General features: G+C 25.4%; 21 protein-coding genes. 12 read left to right on the top strand and 9 right to left on the bottom strand.

Annotated features, from left to right (window positions below; translation table 11 throughout):
• The first annotated feature begins 64 nt into the window (after positions 1-64).
• Both HF862_RS06250 and HF862_RS06245 read left to right on the top strand, forming a co-directional pair.
• The gene (locus HF862_RS06250) at positions 65-730 is read left to right on the top strand and encodes a cytochrome c biogenesis CcdA family protein (protein WP_170187055.1); all 666 of its coding nucleotides are present in this window, start codon (positions 65-67) and stop codon (positions 728-730) included.
• Between the two features lie 15 nt (positions 731-745).
• Positions 746-1213: a TlpA disulfide reductase family protein gene (locus HF862_RS06245; protein ID WP_170187054.1), complete on the top strand. Its 468-nt coding sequence runs from the start codon at positions 746-748 to the stop codon at positions 1211-1213.
• Between the two features lie 69 nt (positions 1214-1282).
• Here the strand turns inward: HF862_RS06245 and HF862_RS06240 are convergent, their stop codons facing one another.
• On the bottom strand, positions 1283-1456 hold the full coding sequence (locus HF862_RS06240; RefSeq protein WP_170187053.1) for an HTH domain-containing protein: 174 nt from the start codon (positions 1454-1456) through the stop codon (positions 1283-1285).
• Between the two features lie 163 nt (positions 1457-1619).
• Between HF862_RS06240 and HF862_RS06235 the strand changes: the two genes are divergently transcribed.
• Together HF862_RS06235 and HF862_RS06230 are read left to right on the top strand one after the other, a co-directional pair.
• On the top strand, positions 1620-2471 hold the full coding sequence (locus HF862_RS06235; RefSeq protein WP_170187052.1) for a S1 RNA-binding domain-containing protein: 852 nt from the start codon (positions 1620-1622) through the stop codon (positions 2469-2471).
• 163 nt (positions 2472-2634) lie between these two features.
• The gene (locus HF862_RS06230; RefSeq protein WP_170187051.1) at positions 2635-4167 is read left to right on the top strand and encodes an AbgT family transporter; all 1533 of its coding nucleotides are present in this window, start codon (positions 2635-2637) and stop codon (positions 4165-4167) included.
• A gap of 161 nt (positions 4168-4328) precedes the next feature.
• Here the strand turns inward: HF862_RS06230 and HF862_RS06225 are convergent, their stop codons facing one another.
• The 3 genes from HF862_RS06225 to HF862_RS09945 form a co-directional block, all read right to left on the bottom strand.
• Entirely contained in the window at positions 4329-5615 is a 1287-nt protein-coding gene (locus HF862_RS06225; RefSeq protein WP_206039045.1) for an FAD-binding protein, read from the bottom strand.
• The gene (locus HF862_RS09950; protein ID WP_206039043.1) at positions 5560-5709 is read right to left on the bottom strand and encodes a hypothetical protein; all 150 of its coding nucleotides are present in this window, start codon (positions 5707-5709) and stop codon (positions 5560-5562) included. Before HF862_RS09950 ends, HF862_RS06225 begins: the two co-directional genes overlap by 56 nt.
• Before the next feature lie 63 nt (positions 5710-5772).
• Positions 5773-5946 carry an FAD-binding protein gene (locus HF862_RS09945; protein WP_206039042.1) on the bottom strand — a complete coding sequence of 58 codons (174 nt, stop codon included), beginning with the start codon at positions 5944-5946 and terminating at the stop codon, positions 5773-5775.
• 149 nt (positions 5947-6095) lie between these two features.
• On the opposite strand from HF862_RS09945, the gene HF862_RS06220 reads away from it, so the two are divergent.
• The 4 genes from HF862_RS06220 to HF862_RS06205 all read left to right on the top strand — a co-directional run bounded on the left by HF862_RS06220 (position 6096) and on the right by HF862_RS06205 (position 9649).
• A complete protein-coding gene (locus HF862_RS06220; RefSeq protein WP_170187050.1) occupies positions 6096-7487 on the top strand; it encodes a Cof-type HAD-IIB family hydrolase in 1392 nt (463 codons plus the stop codon).
• A 9-nt stretch (positions 7488-7496) separates the two neighbouring features.
• Positions 7497-8249 carry an exodeoxyribonuclease III gene (locus HF862_RS06215; protein WP_170187049.1) on the top strand — a complete coding sequence of 251 codons (753 nt, stop codon included), beginning with the start codon at positions 7497-7499 and terminating at the stop codon, positions 8247-8249.
• A gap of 100 nt (positions 8250-8349) precedes the next feature.
• Complete coding sequence (locus tag HF862_RS06210; RefSeq protein ID WP_170187048.1) at positions 8350-8541, top strand: hypothetical protein; 192 nt, start codon at positions 8350-8352, stop codon at positions 8539-8541.
• 139 nt (positions 8542-8680) lie between these two features.
• Complete coding sequence (locus tag HF862_RS06205) at positions 8681-9649, top strand: P1 family peptidase (RefSeq protein WP_170187047.1); 969 nt, start codon at positions 8681-8683, stop codon at positions 9647-9649.
• Between the two features lie 53 nt (positions 9650-9702).
• Here HF862_RS06205 and HF862_RS06200 read toward each other — a convergent pair whose 3' ends face one another.
• Positions 9703-11064, bottom strand: coding sequence for an MATE family efflux transporter (locus HF862_RS06200; protein WP_170187046.1), 1362 nt, complete (start codon positions 11062-11064; stop codon positions 9703-9705).
• A 160-nt stretch (positions 11065-11224) separates the two neighbouring features.
• Here HF862_RS06200 and HF862_RS06195 point away from each other — a divergent pair, with 160 nt between their 5' ends.
• From HF862_RS06195 to aroF, 4 genes are read left to right on the top strand one after another with little or no spacing between them, the layout of a single operon-like run.
• On the top strand, positions 11225-12142 hold the full coding sequence (locus tag HF862_RS06195) for an AEC family transporter (protein WP_170187045.1): 918 nt from the start codon (positions 11225-11227) through the stop codon (positions 12140-12142).
• 16 nt (positions 12143-12158) lie between these two features.
• Complete coding sequence (locus tag HF862_RS06190; RefSeq protein WP_170187044.1) at positions 12159-13487, top strand: Na+/H+ antiporter NhaC family protein; 1329 nt, start codon at positions 12159-12161, stop codon at positions 13485-13487.
• A 21-nt stretch (positions 13488-13508) separates the two neighbouring features.
• Positions 13509-16292 carry an ATP-dependent DNA helicase gene (locus HF862_RS06185; protein ID WP_170187043.1) on the top strand — a complete coding sequence of 928 codons (2784 nt, stop codon included), beginning with the start codon at positions 13509-13511 and terminating at the stop codon, positions 16290-16292.
• A 55-nt stretch (positions 16293-16347) separates the two neighbouring features.
• The gene (gene aroF / locus HF862_RS06180; protein WP_170187042.1) at positions 16348-17370 is read left to right on the top strand and encodes a 3-deoxy-7-phosphoheptulonate synthase; all 1023 of its coding nucleotides are present in this window, start codon (positions 16348-16350) and stop codon (positions 17368-17370) included.
• Positions 17371-17415: 45 nt separating this feature from the next.
• On the opposite strand, the gene HF862_RS06175 is transcribed toward aroF, so the two are convergent.
• The 4 genes from HF862_RS06175 to HF862_RS06160 form a co-directional block, all read right to left on the bottom strand.
• Entirely contained in the window at positions 17416-17823 is a 408-nt protein-coding gene (locus HF862_RS06175) for a hypothetical protein (protein ID WP_170187041.1), read from the bottom strand.
• A complete protein-coding gene (locus tag HF862_RS06170; protein ID WP_170187040.1) occupies positions 17820-19154 on the bottom strand; it encodes a cell wall metabolism sensor histidine kinase WalK in 1335 nt (444 codons plus the stop codon). Before HF862_RS06170 ends, HF862_RS06175 begins: the two co-directional genes overlap by 4 nt.
• Before the next feature lies 1 nt (position 19155).
• Complete coding sequence (locus HF862_RS06165) at positions 19156-19815, bottom strand: response regulator transcription factor (protein ID WP_170187039.1); 660 nt, start codon at positions 19813-19815, stop codon at positions 19156-19158.
• Between the two features lie 220 nt (positions 19816-20035).
• Positions 20036-20437 carry a hypothetical protein gene (locus HF862_RS06160; RefSeq protein WP_170187038.1) on the bottom strand — a complete coding sequence of 134 codons (402 nt, stop codon included), beginning with the start codon at positions 20435-20437 and terminating at the stop codon, positions 20036-20038.
• Between the last annotated feature and the right edge of the window lie 40 nt (positions 20438-20477).

Below are 20477 nucleotides of genomic sequence, written 5' to 3'. Positions count from 1 at the left end.
ATAACAATTATCAAAAAAAGATTGTCTAAAGAATAAGACAATCTTTTTTTATTGGAGAGTGATAATGGTATATTTAACAATTTTTTTAGGAGGAATTTTATCTTTTTTTTCACCTTGTATTTTGCCTGTGATTCCTTTATATATTGGTTATTTATCAGGAAATGACTTGGAAAATAAAAAGAAATTAATAGTAAATACAGTATTTTTTACTATTGGAATATCTTTTGCTTTTATAGTATTAAGTATGGGATTTTCTACTTTTGGAGTATTTTTACAAAAGTATAGAGATTTAATAAGTAAAATCTCAGGGATTCTTATTATAATCTTAGGACTTTTTCAAATGGGAATATTTAAATTATCTAGTTTGGAAAAGGAAAGAAGAATGGAAATTGAAATAAAAAATATAAATCCTATAGTAGCATTTTTGTTTGGATTTACTTTTAGTTTTGCTTGGACTCCATGTATAGGACCAGCTCTTTCAAGTATACTTTTTACAATAACTGCTTTAAAAGATATAAAACAAGGGTATATTTTAATGGGATTTTATACTTTAGGTTTTACCTTGCCTTTTTTAATGACTGCTTTATTTAGTTCATATTTTATAAAAATTTTTAGAAAAAATATGCATGTAGTAAATTATACTACAAAAATAATGGGATTTTTGTTAGTCATTTTGGGAATAATTGTGTTTATGGGAAAATTAAATGAAATAATAGGTTATTTATTATAATTAAAGAGGTGATGTATGAAAAAAATTATAGGTTTATTATTTTTAGTTTTTACAATTTTTAGTTATGGAAATGACGCTAAGGCTCCAACATTTTCTTTAAAGGACCAATATGAGGTTACTCATAATCTAGAAGAATATAAAGGAAAAGTTGTTTTCTTAAACTTTTGGGCTACTTGGTGTCCACCATGTAGAAAAGAAATGCCTGAAATAGAAGAACTTTATAAAGAATATGGAGAAAATAAAAAAGATGTAATATTTTTAGGTGTTAATAATGAGAAAAAGGAAAATGTAGTAAAGTTTTTAAAAGAAAACAATTATACCTTCCCAACAATATTTGAAGGGTCAGAAAAAATAAGTAGACAATATTTTATTTCAGCTTATCCTACAAGTTTTGTTATAGATAAAGAGGGTAATGTTTATGGATATGTTACAGGGGGACTTACTAAAGACCAAATAAAAAATATATTAGAAAATGTAAAATAATAAAAAAGAGAGAATCATAAAAGATTCTCTCTTTTAAATTTATAAGAATTTTTAGTAGGGGCGTAATTATTATTTAGCTGAATAGAAACATCTTTTTGGAGATATTATAACTTCTTCAGCTTTTAATTCTTTTATAACTTTATCAACTAATTTTTTATCTTCTCCTAAAGCTTCAGCAATTTCACCAGCTTTCATAGGTTCAGATTTTTGTAATAATTCTAATACTTTATCTTTTAATTCCATAAATTTCCTCCAATAGTTTTATATTTATACAAAAATGATATCATATCAATTTAAAAAAGTCAAGAAAAATAATAATTGATTTTTTTTTAATAAATGATATAATATTAATCTATTGATAGTTTTATATCAATTTTTTTATTTGTAATTATTTTAAGGAGGAAAAATGATAAAAATAGGAAAAAGACAATTGTTAAAAGTTAACAATTATACTCCAATCGGATTATACTTAGACGCAGAAACAGGAAATGAAGAAGATAATATACTTCTTCCAAAAAATGAATTAGAATTATTGGAAAAAAAACCAGAAATTGGTGAGGAATTAGATGTATTTATTTACAGAGATTCAGAAGATAGACTTATATCAACTTTAAGAGTTACATATGCTACAATAGGGACATTAGCAAAATTAGAGGTAACAGATATAAATCCTAAAATAGGAGCTTTTCTTGATTGGGGATTAAAAAAAGACTTATTATTACCAAAAGGACAAGAGGTTGGAAAATTAGAAGTAGGAAAAAAATATTTAGTAGGTCTATATGAAGATAAAAAAGGAAGAATATCTGCTACAATGAAAGTTTATAAATTCCTTTTACCATGTAAAGATTATAAGAAAAATGATGTAGTTACAGGAACAGTTTATAATATAGATAATAATATTGGAGTTTTTGTAGCTGTAGATGACAGATATTTTGGAATGATGCCTAAAAATGAATATTTTAAAGAGTATAAAATAGGGCAAGAAATTACAGCAAGAGTTATAAGAGTGAGAGAAGATGGAAAATTAGATTTAGCTCCTAGAAAATTATCTTTTGAGCAATTAGATGATGATGGAAAAATTATTTTAGAAAAAATGAGAATTTTAAAATCAGCTTTTCATTTTAATGATAAAAGTTCTCCAGAAGAAATTTATGATTATTTTGGAATAAGTAAAAAAGCTTTCAAAAGAGCTATAGGAGGTCTATTGAAACAAGGACTTATAGAAAAAAGTGGTGATAATTTTATATTAAAGAAGTAAAATAAATGAATTAAGGTAAAAAAAATTTTTTTTGTAAAAAATCTTGTATACAATAAAAGCAATTTGTAATATATATTGTATTTTTTTTACAAAAAAAGTTGATTTTTAAAAAAAAATATAATATAATAATAATGCGTACATTTTAACAAGACGGAGGTTTTATATGGAACAAAAAAAAGGTTTTTTTAACAAGTTTCTGGATGGAGTAGAAAAAGTTGGAAATAAACTGCCACATCCTATAACATTATTCTTTATATTATCAGTATTAGTTATTGTAATATCAGAAATATGTGTAAGAACAGGGGTACAAGTTACTTATACTGGAATGAATATGAAAACTAAAAAGATTGAAGAAATTACTCTTCAAGCAAAATCTTTATTAGATGCTAATGGAATTAGATATATTTTTAATAGTATGACTAAGAACTTTACTGGATTTGCTCCTTTAGGAACAGTTTTAGTAGCTATGATAGGGGTTGGAGTAGCAGAAGGAACAGGACTTATCAATGCTTCTCTTAGAAAATTAGTTTTATCAACACCACCAAGATTATTAACAGCTGTTTTAGTATTTGCTGGAGTTATGTCAAATATTGCTTCTGACGCTGGATACGTTGTATTAATACCTCTTGGAGCTATAATTTTTGCTTCAGTTGGAAGACATCCATTAGCTGGTCTAGCAGCAGCATTCTCAGGGGTATCTGGAGGATTCTCAGCAAACTTATTACTTGGAACTATAGACCCATTACTTGGAGGAATTTCAACAGAGGCAGCTAGAATATTTGCTCCTAATTACACAGTATTACCTACAGCTAACTGGTATTTTATGATGGTATCAACATTCTTAATCACAATATTAGGAACAATAGTTACTGAAAAAGTAGTAGAGCCAAGACTTGGAGAATATAAAGGTGACCATAAAGAAGAATTAACTGAAATGGGAGAATTAGAGCAAAGAGGATTAAGAAATGCTGGAATCTCTTTAGCTATTTTTATAGTTATAATGGGATTCTTAACAATTCCAGAAAATGCAATATTTAGAGAAGGTGGAAATTTAAATAAATTTATGGGTAATGGATTATTACCAATTATCATGTTATTCTTTATGATTCCTGGATATGCTTATGGAAAAACTGTTGGAACAATAAAAACAGATAAAGATGTAGCTAAACTTATGGGTAAAGCATTAGCTAGTATGGGTGGATATATGGCATTAGCTTTCGTAGCTGCTCAATTTATAGCTTACTTCTCATACACAAGTTTAGGAACAATAGTTGCTGTTAAAGGAGCTGACTTCTTACAATCAATAGGATTTACAGGATTCCCATTAGTAGTAGCATTTATCTGTGTAGCAGCATTTATTAACCTATTTATGGGTTCTGCTTCAGCTAAATGGGCTATCATGGCTCCAGTATTTATTCCAATGTTTATGAGATTAGGATTCTCTCCAGAATTAACTCAAGCAATGTATAGAATAGGAGATTCTTCTACTAACATTATTTCTCCATTAATGTCATACTTTGCTTTCATAGTTGCTTATATGCAAGGATTTGATAAAGAAAGTGGAATGGGAACTCTTATTTCAACAATGTTACCATACTCAATTACATTCTTAGTTGGATGGACATTATTACTAATGATATTCTTCTTCTTAGGACTTCCTATTGGACCTGGTGTTGTAATGCATTATGTAATGTAATAATAAAAATTAAAGGCTATAGAAAATCTATAGCCTTTTTTATATTTAAAAAAATAATTAATATAAAAATGATAAAAATAGAGAAAACATATTAATAAATAAAAATTTTATGATAAATAGATTTATTTAAAATATAAATTAATATAAAATATCATATTGATTTATATTTTTAAAGTTTTTACTATGAAATTATTATTTTTTCTTGAAAGAATAATTTTATAATTATTATCTGAAGAATAAGGATAATCTTCTCTATAGTGAGCTCCTCTACTTTCTTTTCTTTCTAACATACTTAAAACTAACATTTTAGTTACTTCTAATCTCAGATAGATTTCTAAACCTTTACTTTTAATATTTTCTTTTATACTAAAATTATTTTTTAAATTTTCTAACTCTTTAAGTGAAGCTTTTAAAACTTTTTCATTTCTTTTTATATTACAAGCTTTTGAAGTGATAATTTTTAATTTAGTTAAAATTTCATTTTCAGATAAAATATTTTTTCCATCTATTAAAGAATCTAACCAATCATTAAATTTTAATTGGAAATCTAAGAGAGAATATTCTTTAAAATCAGAATTTTTTAAGTAGTTTAGAGCTGAAATTATAGCTCTTTTACCAAAGACTAAAGAACCACCTACAGAATTTCCCCCTAATCTATTAGCCCCCTCAATGCAAGAAGATATTTCTCCAACTGCATATAATCCTTTTACAGAAGATTCAGAATTATTATTTATTTTTATACCTCCATTACAACTATGAACAAAAGGAGTAATTATAACTTCATCTTTACACATATCTATTTCCATAGTATCTTTTAACCAACTTAAATAAACTTTATAAAATTCCCCCTCATCTTTATATAAATCTTTTGAATATTTTAAAATTACCCCTTCATTATCTAAAGAATTTATCATTTTTAAATCTATTTTATGACTTTTAAAATCAAAACTAAAAGGAGCATAACCACTTCTTTCTATCCATAAATTTTTATTTTCAGGATTATTTATACCATCAAAAATTAAATTGTTATTTAAGTCAAACATCCCTTCACAATATTTAAGAGTGTGTTCTCCAAATAAAGTATTATATTTTGGTTTTAAAAAACCAGAGATAAATTGAATAAACTCCATATTTTGTACTTCTGCTCCAGAATCTAAAGCTACAATATGTCCTATTCCATTAACATCTTCAGGATATAATTTATGTTTAAAATTTCCAGCAATTCCACCTGTAGCAAGAATGATAATAGGTGAAGAAATACCAAAGAATCCATCTTTATTTTTAAATATTCCTCCAATAACTTTTTCATTATCTTTTATAATCTTAACTATAGATGTATTTTCAAATATTTTTAAATTTTCAAAATTTGAAAATATCTCTTTTCCTTTTTCTCTAGCCTTTTCCCAATCTTTTATAAGATTTAGCAAAACAAGCTGGTCTTCTATCATTTCTTAACCAAGGTTCAAAACCAATTTCTTTTAGAGAGGAAATATTATTAGGAATTTCCTCTATATAAGTTTTTATTAAATCTTCATTTTCCATTTTGTTTCCTATATTTTTTATATCTTCTAAAAATTTTTTTCTATCTTCATTATTTAAAGTAGATTAAATTCCTAAAGTACCTTTTAAAGGAAAATAACTAGCTCCACCACCAAAATTTTCATTTGTAATTAAACAAATATTTTTACCAGTTTTTACAGCTTCTTTTGTTGAAACTAATCCAGCTATTCCACTACCTACTACAACAATATCAAAATTTAAAATAAAATCTAACTTCAATTTTCCTCCTTAATCTAATATTAATATATTAGATTATATAAATAAATTTAAATCTTTTCAATAAATTAACAGAAAATTTCTTTTTTAGTTTGAAATCTTAACAATGAAAAAAAATTATGGTATAATTTAATTTAGGATAAGGAGGAAAGATGGATAGACTAAAAAAACAAATAGATTTTTTAATAGAAATTGATAAATTAAAAGGAGTTCTTCGTCAAAGTCTTGTATTAAATGGAACTAGAAGAGAAAATGACACAGAACATTCATGGCATATGGCAACTTCAGCTTTTATACTAAGAGAGTATTATAAAAAAGAAGTTGATATGTCAAGAGTGATAAAAATGATATTAATTCATGATATAGTAGAAATTTTAGCTGGAGATACACCAGCTTATGGAGAATTTTCACCAAAAGAAAAATATAAAAAAGAGGTTGAAAGTGCAAATATAACTTTTGGAATGTTGCCTGAAGACCAAAAAAAAGAATATTTAAATTTATGGTATGAATTTGAAAATATGGAAACTGATGAATCAAAATTTGCTAATGCTTGTGATAGATTTCAAGGTTTTATTCAAAATGTAACATCTGATGCTCATACTTGGAGAAAGTTCAAACCTAATAAAAGTAAAATTTTAAAAAGAATGAGACCAATTATTCAATATATGCCAGAAGTTTATAATGGATATATAAAGGATTATTTACAAAAATATATTGATTTAGGTGTGGTAGAAGATGATTTTCCAGTAAAAGCTATTGCTAGTGATTTAGATGGAACTTTTGTAACTAAAGAGAAGAAAGTAACTGATATAAATAGAGAGGCAATAATAAAAGCTCAATCTAAGGGAATAGAATTTATAGCAGCTTCTGGAAGAGATAGAACAAGTATAAATGATTTATTAAAAGATATTCCAAATATTAAATATTTTATCTGTCTAAATGGAGCAAGAGTTTATAGAGAAGATGAAATTATATATGAAGCTTCAATAGATAGAGAGGTATCTTATGATATTTTTTTAAGAGCTAAAGAGGTTGGATTAAATTATAGTGCTACAAGTAGAAAAAATATTTATTATTCTCAATTAGATACAGAATATTATAGAGAATTTTCATTAGAAAATAAAAACTTTAATTTTATTTTTGATGAGAAAAAAGAAAATATTTTAAAAGAAGATTATCAAAAATTAGTTTTTTATGGAGATAAAGAAAAATTTAAAAAATTGAGAGAATATGTTGAGGAGAAATATTTAGATAAAGTAAATATTTTTGAATCTGGTGACAGTGTAATGGATATAGTAAATAAAGAGGCAAGTAAAGGGAATGCTCTAAAAATAGTAACTAATGATATGGGAATAGCATTAGATGAAATAGTGGTTTTTGGAGATAATGAAAATGACTTGGCTATGTTAAAAGATGTAAATTATTCTGTAGCTGTAGAAAATGCTAAAGATTTAGTAAAAGAAAATGTAAGATATAATACTAAATCAAATGAGGATAGTGGAGTAGGAAGATTTTTAAATTTATTTTTGAAATTAGATGTATAAAGGAGGATTATGAAGTTTATTTCGTGGAATGTAAATGGGCTTAGAGCTTGTGTAACAAAAGGATTTATGGATTTTTTTAAAGAAGTAGATGCTGATATATTTTGTCTTCAAGAAACAAAATTACAAGAAGGACAAATAGATTTACAATTAGAGGGATATCATCAATATTGGAATTATGCTGAGAAAAAAGGATATTCAGGAACAGCGATTTTTACAAAAGTTGAGCCTATAAGTGTAGCCTATGGTTTAGGAATTGAAGAGCATGATAAAGAGGGAAGAGTGATAACTTTAGAATTTGAAGATTATTACTTTATAACTGTATATACACCAAACTCTAAAACAGAATTAGAAAGATTAGATTATAGAATGGTTTGGGAAGATGAATTTAAAAATTATTTAAAAAATCTTGAGAAGAAAAAACCTGTAATTTTCTGTGGAGATTTGAATGTTGCTCATAAAGAGATAGATTTAAAAAATCCTAAAGCAAATAGAAGAAATGCTGGATTTACAGATGAAGAAAGAGGAAAATTTGATAATTTAGTAAATGATGGATTTATAGATACTTTCCGTTATTTTTATCCAGATGTAACAGATGTTTATTCGTGGTGGTCTTATAGATTTAATGCTAGAGGAAGAAATGCTGGCTGGAGAATAGATTATTTTGTAGTATCAGAAAGTTTAAAAGCTAGATTAGAGTCAGCAAAAATTTACACAGAAGTATTAGGTTCTGACCATTGTCCTGTAGAACTTGTAATAAAATAGAATAGATTTATAAAATTAAAATTTATTTAAAATTAAATATTGAAATTTTTGTTATAAAGATTTATAATTGGTTTGCTGGAGAGTTTAGGAGATGGTTTTAATGAAAGAACATAAATATGTAAACTTTTTTCAGGATTCAGATATACATTATATAATTAATAAATATCACAAAAAAGAACATGAAGCTGTAAAAGAGTATCTTGAAACTTTAAAAGGTCAAAAGAATTTGACTCATGAAGCTGTCTTTGCTCTAATAGAAAAAAATTTGAAATTTAAAAAAATTGAAAAATAAATTTTAATTTAATTAGTTTTCTCCAGTATAAATAAAAAACAGTCAGTTGTCTGACTGCTTTTTTATTTTTTGATAAAAAGTGAATGTTGAAGAAAAATAAAAATTTTTATATAATTAAAAATATAAAAAGGAGGGGAAAATGAAAGAGATAAATATAACTGAAATAGATGGAATAAAAATAGGTAATGCCCAAAATTTTGAAGCTGGAACAGGTTGTACAGTAATTTTATGTGAAAAAGGTGGTTGTGCTGGAGTAGATGTAAGAGGTGGAGGACCTGCTTCACATGAAACTGAACTTTTAAATCCTATAAATACTATAGAAAAAGTTCATGGGATTGTATTATCTGGTGGAAGTGCTTATGGTTTAGAAGCATCTAGTGGAGTTATGAAATATTTAGAGGAAAAGGGAATAGGTTTTGAAGTTGGAGTAGGAGTTGTACCTATTGTTTGTGGAGCATCTCTTTTTGATTTAGCAGTGGGAAATTCTAAAGTTAGACCTGATAAAAATATGGGATATGAAGCTTGTTGTAATTCTGAAAAATATAATATTCAAGAGGGAAATTTTGGAGCTGGAACAGGGGCTTCTGTTGGAAAATATAAAGGAATGGATAGAGCAATGAAATCAGGACTTGGAGTTTATTGTGTACAAGTTGGAAGATTAAAAGTTGGAGCTATTGTAAGTGTAAATGCTATAGGAGATGTAATTGATGTAGATACTAATAAACCATTAGCTGGAATTTTAAATGAGGAGAAAAATAAAATATTAAGTACAAGAGAGCTTATGTGGGAAGATTTAGGAAAGGATATAGATGTATTTCAAAATACAAATACAACAATAGGATGTATAATAACAAATGGAAAATTAACAAAAGCTCAAGCTACAAAAATATCTTCAATGGCACATAATGGATATGCAAGAGCAATTTGTCCTGTACATACATCTTTAGATGGAGATACAATATTTACTATAGGAACAGGAGAAGTTGAAACTACAGTTGATATAATTGGAAGTTTGGGAGCTTATGCAATGGGGAAAGCTATAAATAGGGCAGTAATAAAGGCAAAATCTAGTTATGGATTAAAATCTTACGAAGAATTAAATAGATAAAAATAAAGGGACTGTTAAATACAACAGTCCTTTTAATATTTTTTAATAAAATTTTATTGAATATTTCTATCTACAACTTTTTTAAAAATAAATACAAATATAAATAGAGTTGTTAAAGCTGAAAGAGTATCAGATATAAGTTCAGCATAGAATACTCCCATAACTCCCATATAATTAGGTAAAATTAAAGCTAAAGGAATAAGAAGTAAAATTTTTCTAAATAGAGCTAAAAATATAGAAGTCTTAGCAAGTCCAATTCCTAAAAATACAGCTTGTCCTCCATTTTGTATTCCAAATATAACCATTCCTCCCATATAAACTGGAAGAGTTTTTCCCATTAGAGCAAGAAGTTCTGGGTCTTTAGTAAACATTGATGAGAAAAATTCTGGGAATATTATTGTCATTAAAGAGGAAAGACCTAAAATTAAAGTAGCATATCCAACAATAATTTTTGTAGCTTTCATAACTCTTTCTTTATTTTTTGCTCCAAAATTATAACTTACTATAGGTTGAGAACCATAAGTAAATCCTCTTATTGGTATAGAAATAAGTTGCATTATACTTTGAGCTATTGCCATAGCTCCAACATATAAATCTCCTCCATGGATTTGAAGACTTTTATTTAAAGTTACTCCTAACATACTTTCTGTTATCTGCATTGTAAAAGAGGAAGTTCCTAATACAAGAATATTTTTTATAATTTTAAAATCAGGAATAAGATTTTTTAATTTTATTTTTATAACTGATTTATTAGAAGTTAAAAAGAAAAATATCCAACAGGCACTAAGTCCTTGAGAAATAACAGTAGCCCATGCTGCTCCTTTAATTCCCATATGAAATTTAAAGATGAAAATAGGGTCTAGTATAAGATTTATAAGGGCACCTATAAGTATAGAAAACATTGCTTCTTTTGGAAAACCTTGACTTGATATAAAAGGATTAAGACCAAGGGCAACTAGAACAAAAATAGTTCCAATTAAATATATATTAAGATAGTCTAAAGCATAGGGTAAAATATTTTCACTAGCTCCAAAACTAAATAAAAGTTTTTCTCTAAAAATATAAACAATAGTGGGAATAATCAGAGTAAAAAATAAAGTAATTGTTACACTATTTCCAAGAATTTTTTCAGCTTTTTTATAATTTTTTCTTCCTAATTCTATAGAAGAAAGAGGAGCACCAGCATAACCAGCAAAAGCACTAAAAGCTGATATTCCAACAATTATAGGGAAAGTAACTCCAATTCCTGTAAGAGCTAAAGTTCCAACTCCCTTAATATGTCCTAAATAAACTCTGTCTATAATATTATAAAGTACATTTACAATTTGAGCTATAACAGCTGGAATAGAAAGTTTTAAAATTAATTTACCAATAGGTTCAGTTCCCAAACGTTCACTAGCTTTTGTTGTTTCCATAAAAATAAATCACTTCCATAATAAAAATTCATATATAAAATATTTTATCATAAAAAATAGAAATAAAATATAATATTTATTAAAAAATTGATAAAAGAAAAAAAATGTAGTAAAATGAGATAGAAAGAGATTTTTAAAGACTTAATAGGGAAGTGAGGGTATGGATTTTAATAAAATAATTTCATTACAAGGAATGTTATTTTTATTAATACTTACAGGTTTTTTTGCAAGAAAGAAAAATATTATACCTAAAACTTCTGGGGAAGTAATGACAGATTTATTAATTAACATAATACTTCCATGTAATATAATAGATTCCTTCAGAACAGAATTAGATATGGATGTTTTAGTAAATTTTGTAAAATTATTTTTCTTAGCTCTAGGAATACAATTTTTTGCTATTGGAATAAATTTCTTTATATACAGAAATCAAGATATAGAAAAACAAAAAGTTTTAAAATATGTAACAGTTCTTTCAAATGCCGGTTTTATGGGAATAGCTGTAATAGATGGAATATATGGAAGTATTGGTTGTATGTATGGAGCTATATCTTTAATATCTCAAAGAGCTCTTTTATGGTCAGTAGGTTTAGCTTATTTTACTAATGCAAGTTCTAAAAAAGAATTGATTAAAAAAATTCTTACTCATCCTTGCTTAGTAACTGTTTATATAGGAATTTTAATAATGGTATTTCAAATACCTTTTCCAGAATTTTTAGGAGGAGCTATAAAAAGTATTGGAAAAACTACAACACCTTTTTCAATGATGTTAGTAGGAGTTATACTTGGAGAAATGAAAAATGTTAAAAACTTCTTTTCTAAAATAATTATATTTTTTTCAAGTATAAGGCTTATAATCTTACCATTAATAGTTTTTATAGTTGGAAAACTTTTAAATTTTGATGATATTATAATTGGGGTTCAAGTATTAATTACAGGAATGCCAGCAGCTAGTACATCAGCAATACTAGCTAGTAAATATAATGGGGATGTGGATTTTGCAACACAATGTATATTAGTAACATCAATGTTATCTATGATAACTATACCAATCTGGTGTATGATATTAAAAGTTTAGTATGGGGGGAGAAAAAATGAAAAAAATAGGTTTTTTAGGTTTACTTGGGGTGATACTTTTTTATGTATTTTATACTAAATTTACTTTAGGTCTAATTGTAATAGGAGTATATTTTTTATTTGTACTTTTATCTTTAAAAAAGAAAAACACAATAGATTCCATAGTAAATGTATCTATTGAATATAGTAAAAAATCAAAAATAGTTTTAATGGTATTTATGTTTGTAGGGGCTTTGACAGCTAGTTGGTTAGCCTCTGGAACAATACCAGGAATTATTTATTATGGAATAAAATTTATAAATCCTAACCTTTTTATATTTTTCTCATTTTTAATAACAAGTATTGTGGCTTTTTTCTTAGGAAGTTCTTTTGGAGCAGCAAGTACAATAGGGGTAGCTCTTATGGCTATTGCTAGAAGTGGAAATATAGATGTAAATATAGTGGGAGCTACAATAATTTCAGGAATATATTTTGGAGATAGATGGTCACCACTTTCTTCAAGTGCCAATCTTGTAGCTAGTCTTACAGGAATAGATATTTATACAAACTTAAAAAATATGATAAAATCAATGATAGTTCCTTATATTTTAACAAGTATTTTTTATATTTTTCTTTCAAAAAATTATGTTTTAAATACAAGTGAAAGTAATCTTTTAGTTTTATTAGAAGATGTTTACAATATAGATGTGAGATTTATATTTATCCCTGTAATATCTATAATTGTTTTCTCTTTGCTTAGAATAAATGTAAGAAAATCTATGGCAGTAAGTATAGTTTTAGCTTCAATAGTGGCTATATTTGTACAAGGAGAAAATATTTTAAAAATATTTGAATATTTATTACTTGGTTTTTACAAATTTAAAGGAACATCTTTAGAAACAATTATAAAAGGTGGAGGGATAAAATCAATGTTAAATGCTTCAGCTCTTATAATTGTATCATGCTCTTTAGTTGGTGTATTTGAACAACTTAATATTTTAAATTATATAAAAGCAAAAATTCAAAATGTAAAAACTAGAGGGGAATTATTTAGAAATACAATATTAGTAAGTATAATAACAGGAATAGTAGGAGCAAATCAAACTATTGCTGTTATAATGACAGAACAGATTATAGAAAGTGTCTATGATGATAAAAAAATTGAGAGAAAAGATTTGGCAAAGGACATAGAAAATACAGCTATTGTAATACCAGCTATCACTCCAACAAATATAGCTTGTTATGTACCTTGTACAATGCTTGGAATTAGTAATGTACAATTTATTCCTTTTGCTGTATATATTTGGTTAATTCCTCTATGTACATATATTTATTATAGATTTATATTAAAAAATAAAGAATTTTAGAAAGGAAGTGAGGACTAGTCTATGGAAAATCTTAATGAAAGACAAAAGGAAGTTGTAAATCAAATAGATGGACCTGTTTTGGTTATAGCTGGTCCTGGTTCTGGAAAAACAAAAACAATGATAGAGAGGGTGGCTCATATATTAAATCAAAAAGGAGTTGAGCCAGAAAATATTTTACTTGCTACTTTTACAGAAAAAGCTTCAAAAGAGCTCATAAGTAGAATATCTAAAAAAATAAAAAATACTATGGATATAAGTGGAATGTATATTGGAACTATACATTCCATTTGTTTAAGAATAATTGACGAAAATTTAGAATATTCATTTTTGGAGAAAAATTATAAAATATTTGATGATTTAGAGCAGAGATTTTTTATCTATTCAAAAATTAAAGAATTTGAAAAAATAGAAGGATATAGAGAATTTATATTGACTACAGAAAGTAGTGGAGCCTGGAAAAAGGCTGGAGAATTTCAAAAATGGATAGATAGAATAAATGAAGAGGGATTATCTAATAAGAAAATTTTAGATACTACTGATGAGAATATAAAATTTTTAAAAAGATTACATAAAAGATATGTAGAGCTTTTGAGAGAGGAAAATGGAGTAGATTTCTCAAATATTCAATTAGAATGTTATAGAATTTTAAGTGAAAATCCAGAGGTATTAAGAAAATTACAAGAAAAAATAAAATATATAATGATAGATGAATATCAAGACACTAATAAAATACAAGAAAAATTATTTTTTCTGATAGCAGGAGATAGAAAAAATATCTGTGTAGTAGGTGATGATGATCAAGGGATATATAGATTTCGTGGGGCAACTGTGAGAAATATATTAGAATTTCAAAAAAATTTTAAAGAGGGACAATGTAAAAAAGTAGAACTTAATATAAATTATCGTTCTAACCAAGATATAATAGAGTTTTGTGAAAAATGGATGGAAGGGACAAATTGGGATAATTGGAGATATAAAAAGGAAATTATTTCAGGTAGAGAGGATATAAACCAATGTAGTGGAGTGGTAAAAATATCTGTAAATGGTTCTCAAAGACAGTGGAATGAAAAAATTTATAAATTTATAAGTTATTTAAAAGCTAGTAGAAAAATAGATGATTACAATCAAATAGCTTTTTTATTTAGAAGTTTTAAAGATAGTAAGATAAAATATTTAGTAGAATATTTAGAAAAAAATGGAATAAAAGTTTATTGTCCACGTTCTGGAAATTTTTTTGAAAGAGATGAAATAAGATTTGTAATAGGTTTTTTACTTTGTATTTTTCATCAAGGAAAAGACTATCTTTTGGAGCAGTATTATAATGAATGTTATATATATGCTAGAAAAGAAATAGTATTAGATGAAGAAGCTGTAGAGTATATAAAAGATATAAGAGAAAAAATAACTGATATGGTGGAAAATGAAAATTCTCAAGAAAAAATAGGAAGCTTTTTAGATATATTTTATAATCTTTTTAATTTTAAATGTTTCTTAAAGTATATAAATCTTTTTGAAGAGGATATTTTACAAAATAGGACAACTTATAATTTAGGGATATTTTCAGATATTTTATTAAAATTTGATATACTTTGTAAAGTTGGTGATATTAATAAGAAAAATCTAAAAAAAGTAAGTGATTACTTTTTTAATCATCATTTGAAATATTTAAAAGAAATAAAACTTCATGAATATGAAAGTGAGGAAACTCCAAAGGGAGCAGTATCTTTTTTAACTATTCATCAAGCTAAAGGATTAGAATTCCCAATAGTTATAATTGGTTCTTTAGATAATGAACCTCATGTATTTGATACTCCACAAAAAAAATTAGAGTTTGAAATATTAGAGGAGTTTGAACCAAAATCAAAGATAGATATTTATGATTTTTATAGATTATATTATACTGGATTTTCTAGAGCAAAAAATCTATTAGCTTTAACATGTATAGAAAGTCAAGGAGATTATAAAGTTCCTAAACCAATATTTAAAAAAGTTTATGATGAATTAAATGATATAAGAAGTGAGAATTTTAAATATCACAGATTAGAAATAGATAAAATAGATGAAAGCAAAAGAAAAGATATATTTTCTTTTACTTCTCATATAGCTTTATATGAAAAATGTCCTCTATTATATAATTTCTTTAGAAAATATAAATTTGTAGAAAAAAGTACAAGAGAAGCTATAATTGGAGTATTGGCTCATGATACTTTAGAATATATAAATAAAAATTTAAAGAGAAATAATCTAATAACAATTGAAGAAATTAAAGATGAATATTATAAAAATTACAATAATATTTTAAGACAAAATACAATAAAAATAGATGAAAAAATTATTTCAAAACTTCTAGAAAATATAATAAAATATTTTATAGAATATAAAAATATAACAAGTTTTATAAAAGAAAATGAAATAAAAATTTCTTTCATAAGAGAGAACTATATCATAGAAGGAATAGCAGATTTAGTACTTGAAAAAGATGGAGAAATTGAAATAATTGATTTTAAAACAGGAAGAGTAGCACAAGACATAAGTAGTTATGAAGCACAGCTTAGAATATATGCTTATCTAATAGGTGAAAAATATAAAAAAACTGTAAAAAGAGCTAGATTATTTTATATTAATGAAAGAGAAGATAGAAAAATAATTGAAATAGATATTAGTCAAGAAGCTATAACTGAAACTATTAAAAATTTTGATATTGTTACCAATAAAATTTTAAACAATTATTTTGATTGTGATGAATTAAAAAAAGAAAGATGTGAAAATTGTTTTTTAAAAAAATATTGTGAAAAAACTTTGTGATTTTCAATAAAAAGTTATATAATATAAAATAGACTAAAATAGAAAGAGGAATATAATGTATATAAAATTTAAGGAAAATACACAAGAGATATTTTTAGATAAAATAAAAAAGTTTATAGAAAAAAGAAAACTTGGAGTTTTAGATATTGAAGATAATGGAATTAGAAAATTTGGGATTTTAGGAAATCAAAAATCAAATCTAAAAGAGGAGCTTTTAAATAATCAAGAGATAAAAGATGTTATAGATGAGATTTTAGAAATATCTGTTCCCTATAAATTTTCTAGTAGAGAGTTTAAAAAATCAGATACTATTATAAAAGTTAAAGATGTGGAAATTGGTGGAGATGATTTTGTTCTTATAGCAGGCCCATGTTCTGTAGAAAATAGAGAGATGGTTATGAAGATAGCCAAAGAAATAAAGAAAAATGGTGGAAAAATTTTAAGAGGTGGAGCTTTTAAACCAAGAACTTCTCCTTATGATTTTCAAGGTTTAGAGGAAGAGGGATTAATCTATATGAGGGAAGCTTGTGACAAATATGGATTAATTCTTTGTACAGAGATAATGGATGGAAAAAATATAGATATGATTTGTAAATATGCTGATATTTTACAGGTTGGAACAAGAAATATGCAAAATTTTTCTTTACTAAAAGATTTAGGAAAAGTTGATAAGCCAATACTTTTAAAAAGAGGCATGAGTGCTACTATTACAGAGTTTTTAATGGCTGTAGAATATTTGATTGCTTATGGAAATAAAAATATTATTCTTTGTGAAAGAGGAATTAGAACTTTTGAGAGAATGACAAGAAATACAATAGATATAAATGCTATTGCTCTTATAAAGGAAATCTGTCATTTTCCTATTTTAATTGATGGAAGTCATGGGACAGGAATAAGAAATTTAGTAGAGCCAATAACTTTAGCTGGTATTATGGCTGGTGCTAATGGTTGTATGATAGAGGTTCATGAAAATCCATGTTGTGCTTTATCTGATGGAGACCAAACTTTAGATTTTAATCAATTTAAAAATACTTCTAAAAAAATATTTAAAACTTATAAATTTAAGAAAAGTTTATAAAAAATTAGGGGGATTGCAAATTTATGCAATATCCCCCATTTTATTTTATATACTTACTTTATATTCAAATTGTTCTTCTTCCATATAAAGATTTATAGGAAGTTCAATCTGTAAAATATTTTCAATTTGTTTTTTATATATTGCTCTTACAAGGTTCCTTTCATTTTTTAAAATACTTATTTGAGAAAGGATAGCTCTATATTCAACTTCATTTCTTTCTTGCATAGCTTTATTTGATAAAGACCTCAAAGATATTAATTTATTTTTAAAATCAATTTCATCTTCAATAATATTTTTTCTTATTAAAAGAAGTTCATTGATTTTTTCTTCTGGTAGTGCTTCTATAATTCTCTCTACTTTATGACGAGTAGATTCATTTTTAGCAAAATATTCTCTGGCAAAAGAGAAAAAAGGCATATTAACAAGTAACAAACCAATTATTAACAGTCTCATTTTTCTCCTCCTTTTATCCAAAATACAATTTTATCTTCTTCCTTGAAAGCACCAAATTTAAAATTTTGTTTTTCTAATAACTCTTTTACAATTGCAAGTCCAAGTCCTGTACCAGAAGTTCTATCTCTAGCAGAGTCAACCCTATAAAAAGGTATCCAAATTTTATCTATTAAAGATTCATCTAAAGAGGATTTATTTGATATTTTAAAAGTATTATTATCAGTAAAAATGTAAATAAATTCGTCCTCTGAATATTTACAAGCATTTTCTAAGAGATTTTTTATAATCACTGAAAAAGTCTTAGAATCTCCTAAAAATTTATGTCCTTTAAAATTATTTTTAAAAATTTTATCAGGATATATTTTACTCAATCTCTCAATCTCACTATTGATAATAACTTTAATATCAAAAGTTGTAGGATTAAATTCTAAAAAATTTCTTTCAGAACGAGAGAGAAATAATAATGAATTAACAAGATTACTCATATTTTCTGTTTCTTCTAAAATAGTATCTAAATAAAAATTTCTAGTTTCTTCATCATCAGCAATTCCTTCACGAAGTCCCTCTGTATAGTTATTGATAATGGCTATAGGAGTTTTTAATTCGTGACTTATATTAGATATAAATTGTTTTCTAGTTTTTTCATTTTCTTTTTCTATTTCTATATCCTTTTTTAATAGTTCAAAATTTTTCTTAAGATTTTCTTCCATTATATTAAGATTTCTTCCTAATTCTCCAATTTCATCATTACCAGAAAAATTAAATCTTTCTGAAAAATCAAGTTCAGCAACTTTTTTAGCTGTATTCACCATAGAAATAATAGGATTACTTAAAATTTTTGTAAGTAATAATGACATAAGATATCCAAAGGCTAAAGCAAATAAAATTAACTTTATATAGATACCATTAATTATTTCAACAGGCTCTATAACAGTACTAAGAGGTGAAAACATAACTAATAGAAGTTCTTTATCATACTTTGTTACAAGTAATAATTTTCTATCAGGAGAATATTTCTCATTAGTAATCTTATAAATAATACTTCCATTTTCAAAAATATCTTTAATTTCCTCTTTATTTAGTGGAAAATTAGTTTCATCTAAAAATTCATGCTTTGTTAAGAAAATTTTAATGTTATTTTCTTCTTCTAATTTTGTAAAATCTACAAAAAAATCAGGTCTTTTAATAAAATCAACAACAGAAATAAGTTTTTTCTTTTTTATATTAAGATAATATTTTTCAAAAGCAAATTGATTAAATCCCAATATTGATACTAAAATAACTGTAATAATCGAGGAGGTAAGTAAAAGGATTTTAGTTTTTATTTTCATATTATTCCTCCTCTATTTTATAACCTACTCCTCTTACTGTAACAATATATTTTCCATTTAATTTTTTTCTAAGTCTTTTTATTTGAGAATCTACAGCTCTTAAATCTCCTTCATAGTCATATCCCCAAAGAGAAGTAATAATTTTATCTCTAGTAAGCACTTGATTTCTATTTTTTATTAAAAACATAAGTAATTCAAATTCCTTTGAAGATAAATCAATAGATTCTCCATCTAAAGTGATTTCCATACTTTCTACATTAATATTAAGTCCACCAAAAATTATTGTTTCAAAAGAAGTTTTATTCCTTAGGAAAGCCTTTATTTTTGCAACTAAAACTTTAAGACTTACAGGTTTTACAATATATTCATCTACTTTTAATTCGTAACCTTTTAAAACATCATCTTCATTTCCACGAGCTGTAAGCATAATCACAGGAATTGTTTTATCAATTTCTCTAATCTCTTTTAAAACTTCAAACCCATTAAGTCCAGGTAACATAACATCAAGGACTATAATATCGGGCTTTTCAGAAAAAAATAAATCAACAGCTTCGATGCCATCGCCACTTTCAATAACTTTATAATTTTCTTTTTGTAAAAAATCTTTCATAATTCTTCTTAATTTTACTTCATCTTCAACAATAAGCACTTTATTTTCCATAAAAACTCCTTGAAAATTTTTATAAGTTTATCTATATTATAATTGTAACAAAAATAGGAGAAGAAAGCTATCATCTCCTATTTTTTAATTTTTATAAATTATATACTTAATAGATTTAAGTTATACGTACATTTTATATAATAAGTTTTTTTAGGCAATGGAACAAATATATAATTTATGTATTTAGTCTAAAAAAAAATTATGTCAATTTTATGTCAAATTATGCTTTATTTTGAACCTTTAATGGCTTTTCTTCAATTTGACGAGTTCTAGCTGGTTCAGGAATTGGGTTTTCTACAAAATATTTTTGTAGTTTTGTTTTTAATTGAGCTCTTTCTAAAGCAATTTCTTTATTTAAATCTTCAACTTTATTCCAATCTATTTTGTCATCCAATAAAAGTTTTTTTACTTGTATTTCTTTTTCACGGATGTCTAAATTAGTTCTTCTAAATTCTTTTTGTAATTGAGGGGTTAAACAATTAAACATTTTACCACCTTTAAAGCCTTCGTGATGGAAATACTCATAATTTTTTGTATATTTAGGTGTTCCATGTACTCTTGTTGGATGAGCTAAGGCTATTGTTGAAAGAATAAATAATCCTGCTAAAATTTGTTTTTTCATAAATATCACCTCATATTTTATTTGTTAAAATAATTTTATT

Source organism: Fusobacterium sp. FSA-380-WT-3A (assembly GCF_012843705.1).
Classification (GTDB): Bacteria; Fusobacteriota; Fusobacteriia; order Fusobacteriales; family Fusobacteriaceae; genus Fusobacterium_B.
This window is presented reverse-complemented; position numbering and strand designations above follow the sequence as displayed.

Coding starts and splice junctions, on each gene's coding strand:
- HF862_RS06250 (WP_170187055.1), top strand. CDS start 65: ATGGTATATTTAACAATTTTTTTAGGAGGAATTTTATCTTTTTTTTCA.
- HF862_RS06195 (WP_170187045.1), top strand. CDS start 11,225: ATGGATTTTAATAAAATAATTTCATTACAAGGAATGTTATTTTTATTA.
- HF862_RS06230 (WP_170187051.1), top strand. CDS start 2,635: ATGGAACAAAAAAAAGGTTTTTTTAACAAGTTTCTGGATGGAGTAGAA.
- aroF (WP_170187042.1), top strand. CDS start 16,348: ATGTATATAAAATTTAAGGAAAATACACAAGAGATATTTTTAGATAAA.
- HF862_RS06215 (WP_170187049.1), top strand. CDS start 7,497: ATGAAGTTTATTTCGTGGAATGTAAATGGGCTTAGAGCTTGTGTAACA.
- HF862_RS06205 (WP_170187047.1), top strand. CDS start 8,681: ATGAAAGAGATAAATATAACTGAAATAGATGGAATAAAAATAGGTAAT.
- HF862_RS06165 (WP_170187039.1), bottom strand. CDS start 19,815: ATGGAAAATAAAGTGCTTATTGTTGAAGATGAAGTAAAATTAAGAAGA.
- HF862_RS06220 (WP_170187050.1), top strand. CDS start 6,096: ATGGATAGACTAAAAAAACAAATAGATTTTTTAATAGAAATTGATAAA.
- HF862_RS06235 (WP_170187052.1), top strand. CDS start 1,620: ATGATAAAAATAGGAAAAAGACAATTGTTAAAAGTTAACAATTATACT.
- HF862_RS09950 (WP_206039043.1), bottom strand. CDS start 5,709: ATGGAAAATGAAGATTTAATAAAAACTTATATAGAGGAAATTCCTAAT.
- HF862_RS06200 (WP_170187046.1), bottom strand. CDS start 11,064: ATGGAAACAACAAAAGCTAGTGAACGTTTGGGAACTGAACCTATTGGT.
- HF862_RS06160 (WP_170187038.1), bottom strand. CDS start 20,437: ATGAAAAAACAAATTTTAGCAGGATTATTTATTCTTTCAACAATAGCC.
- HF862_RS06190 (WP_170187044.1), top strand. CDS start 12,159: ATGAAAAAAATAGGTTTTTTAGGTTTACTTGGGGTGATACTTTTTTAT.
- HF862_RS06170 (WP_170187040.1), bottom strand. CDS start 19,154: ATGAAAATAAAAACTAAAATCCTTTTACTTACCTCCTCGATTATTACA.
- HF862_RS06225 (WP_206039045.1), bottom strand. CDS start 5,615: ATGATAGAAGACCAGCTTGTTTTGCTAAATCTTATAAAAGATTGGGAA.
- HF862_RS06245 (WP_170187054.1), top strand. CDS start 746: ATGAAAAAAATTATAGGTTTATTATTTTTAGTTTTTACAATTTTTAGT.
- HF862_RS06210 (WP_170187048.1), top strand. CDS start 8,350: ATGAAAGAACATAAATATGTAAACTTTTTTCAGGATTCAGATATACAT.
- HF862_RS06175 (WP_170187041.1), bottom strand. CDS start 17,823: ATGAGACTGTTAATAATTGGTTTGTTACTTGTTAATATGCCTTTTTTC.
- HF862_RS06240 (WP_170187053.1), bottom strand. CDS start 1,456: ATGGAATTAAAAGATAAAGTATTAGAATTATTACAAAAATCTGAACCT.
- HF862_RS06185 (WP_170187043.1), top strand. CDS start 13,509: ATGGAAAATCTTAATGAAAGACAAAAGGAAGTTGTAAATCAAATAGAT.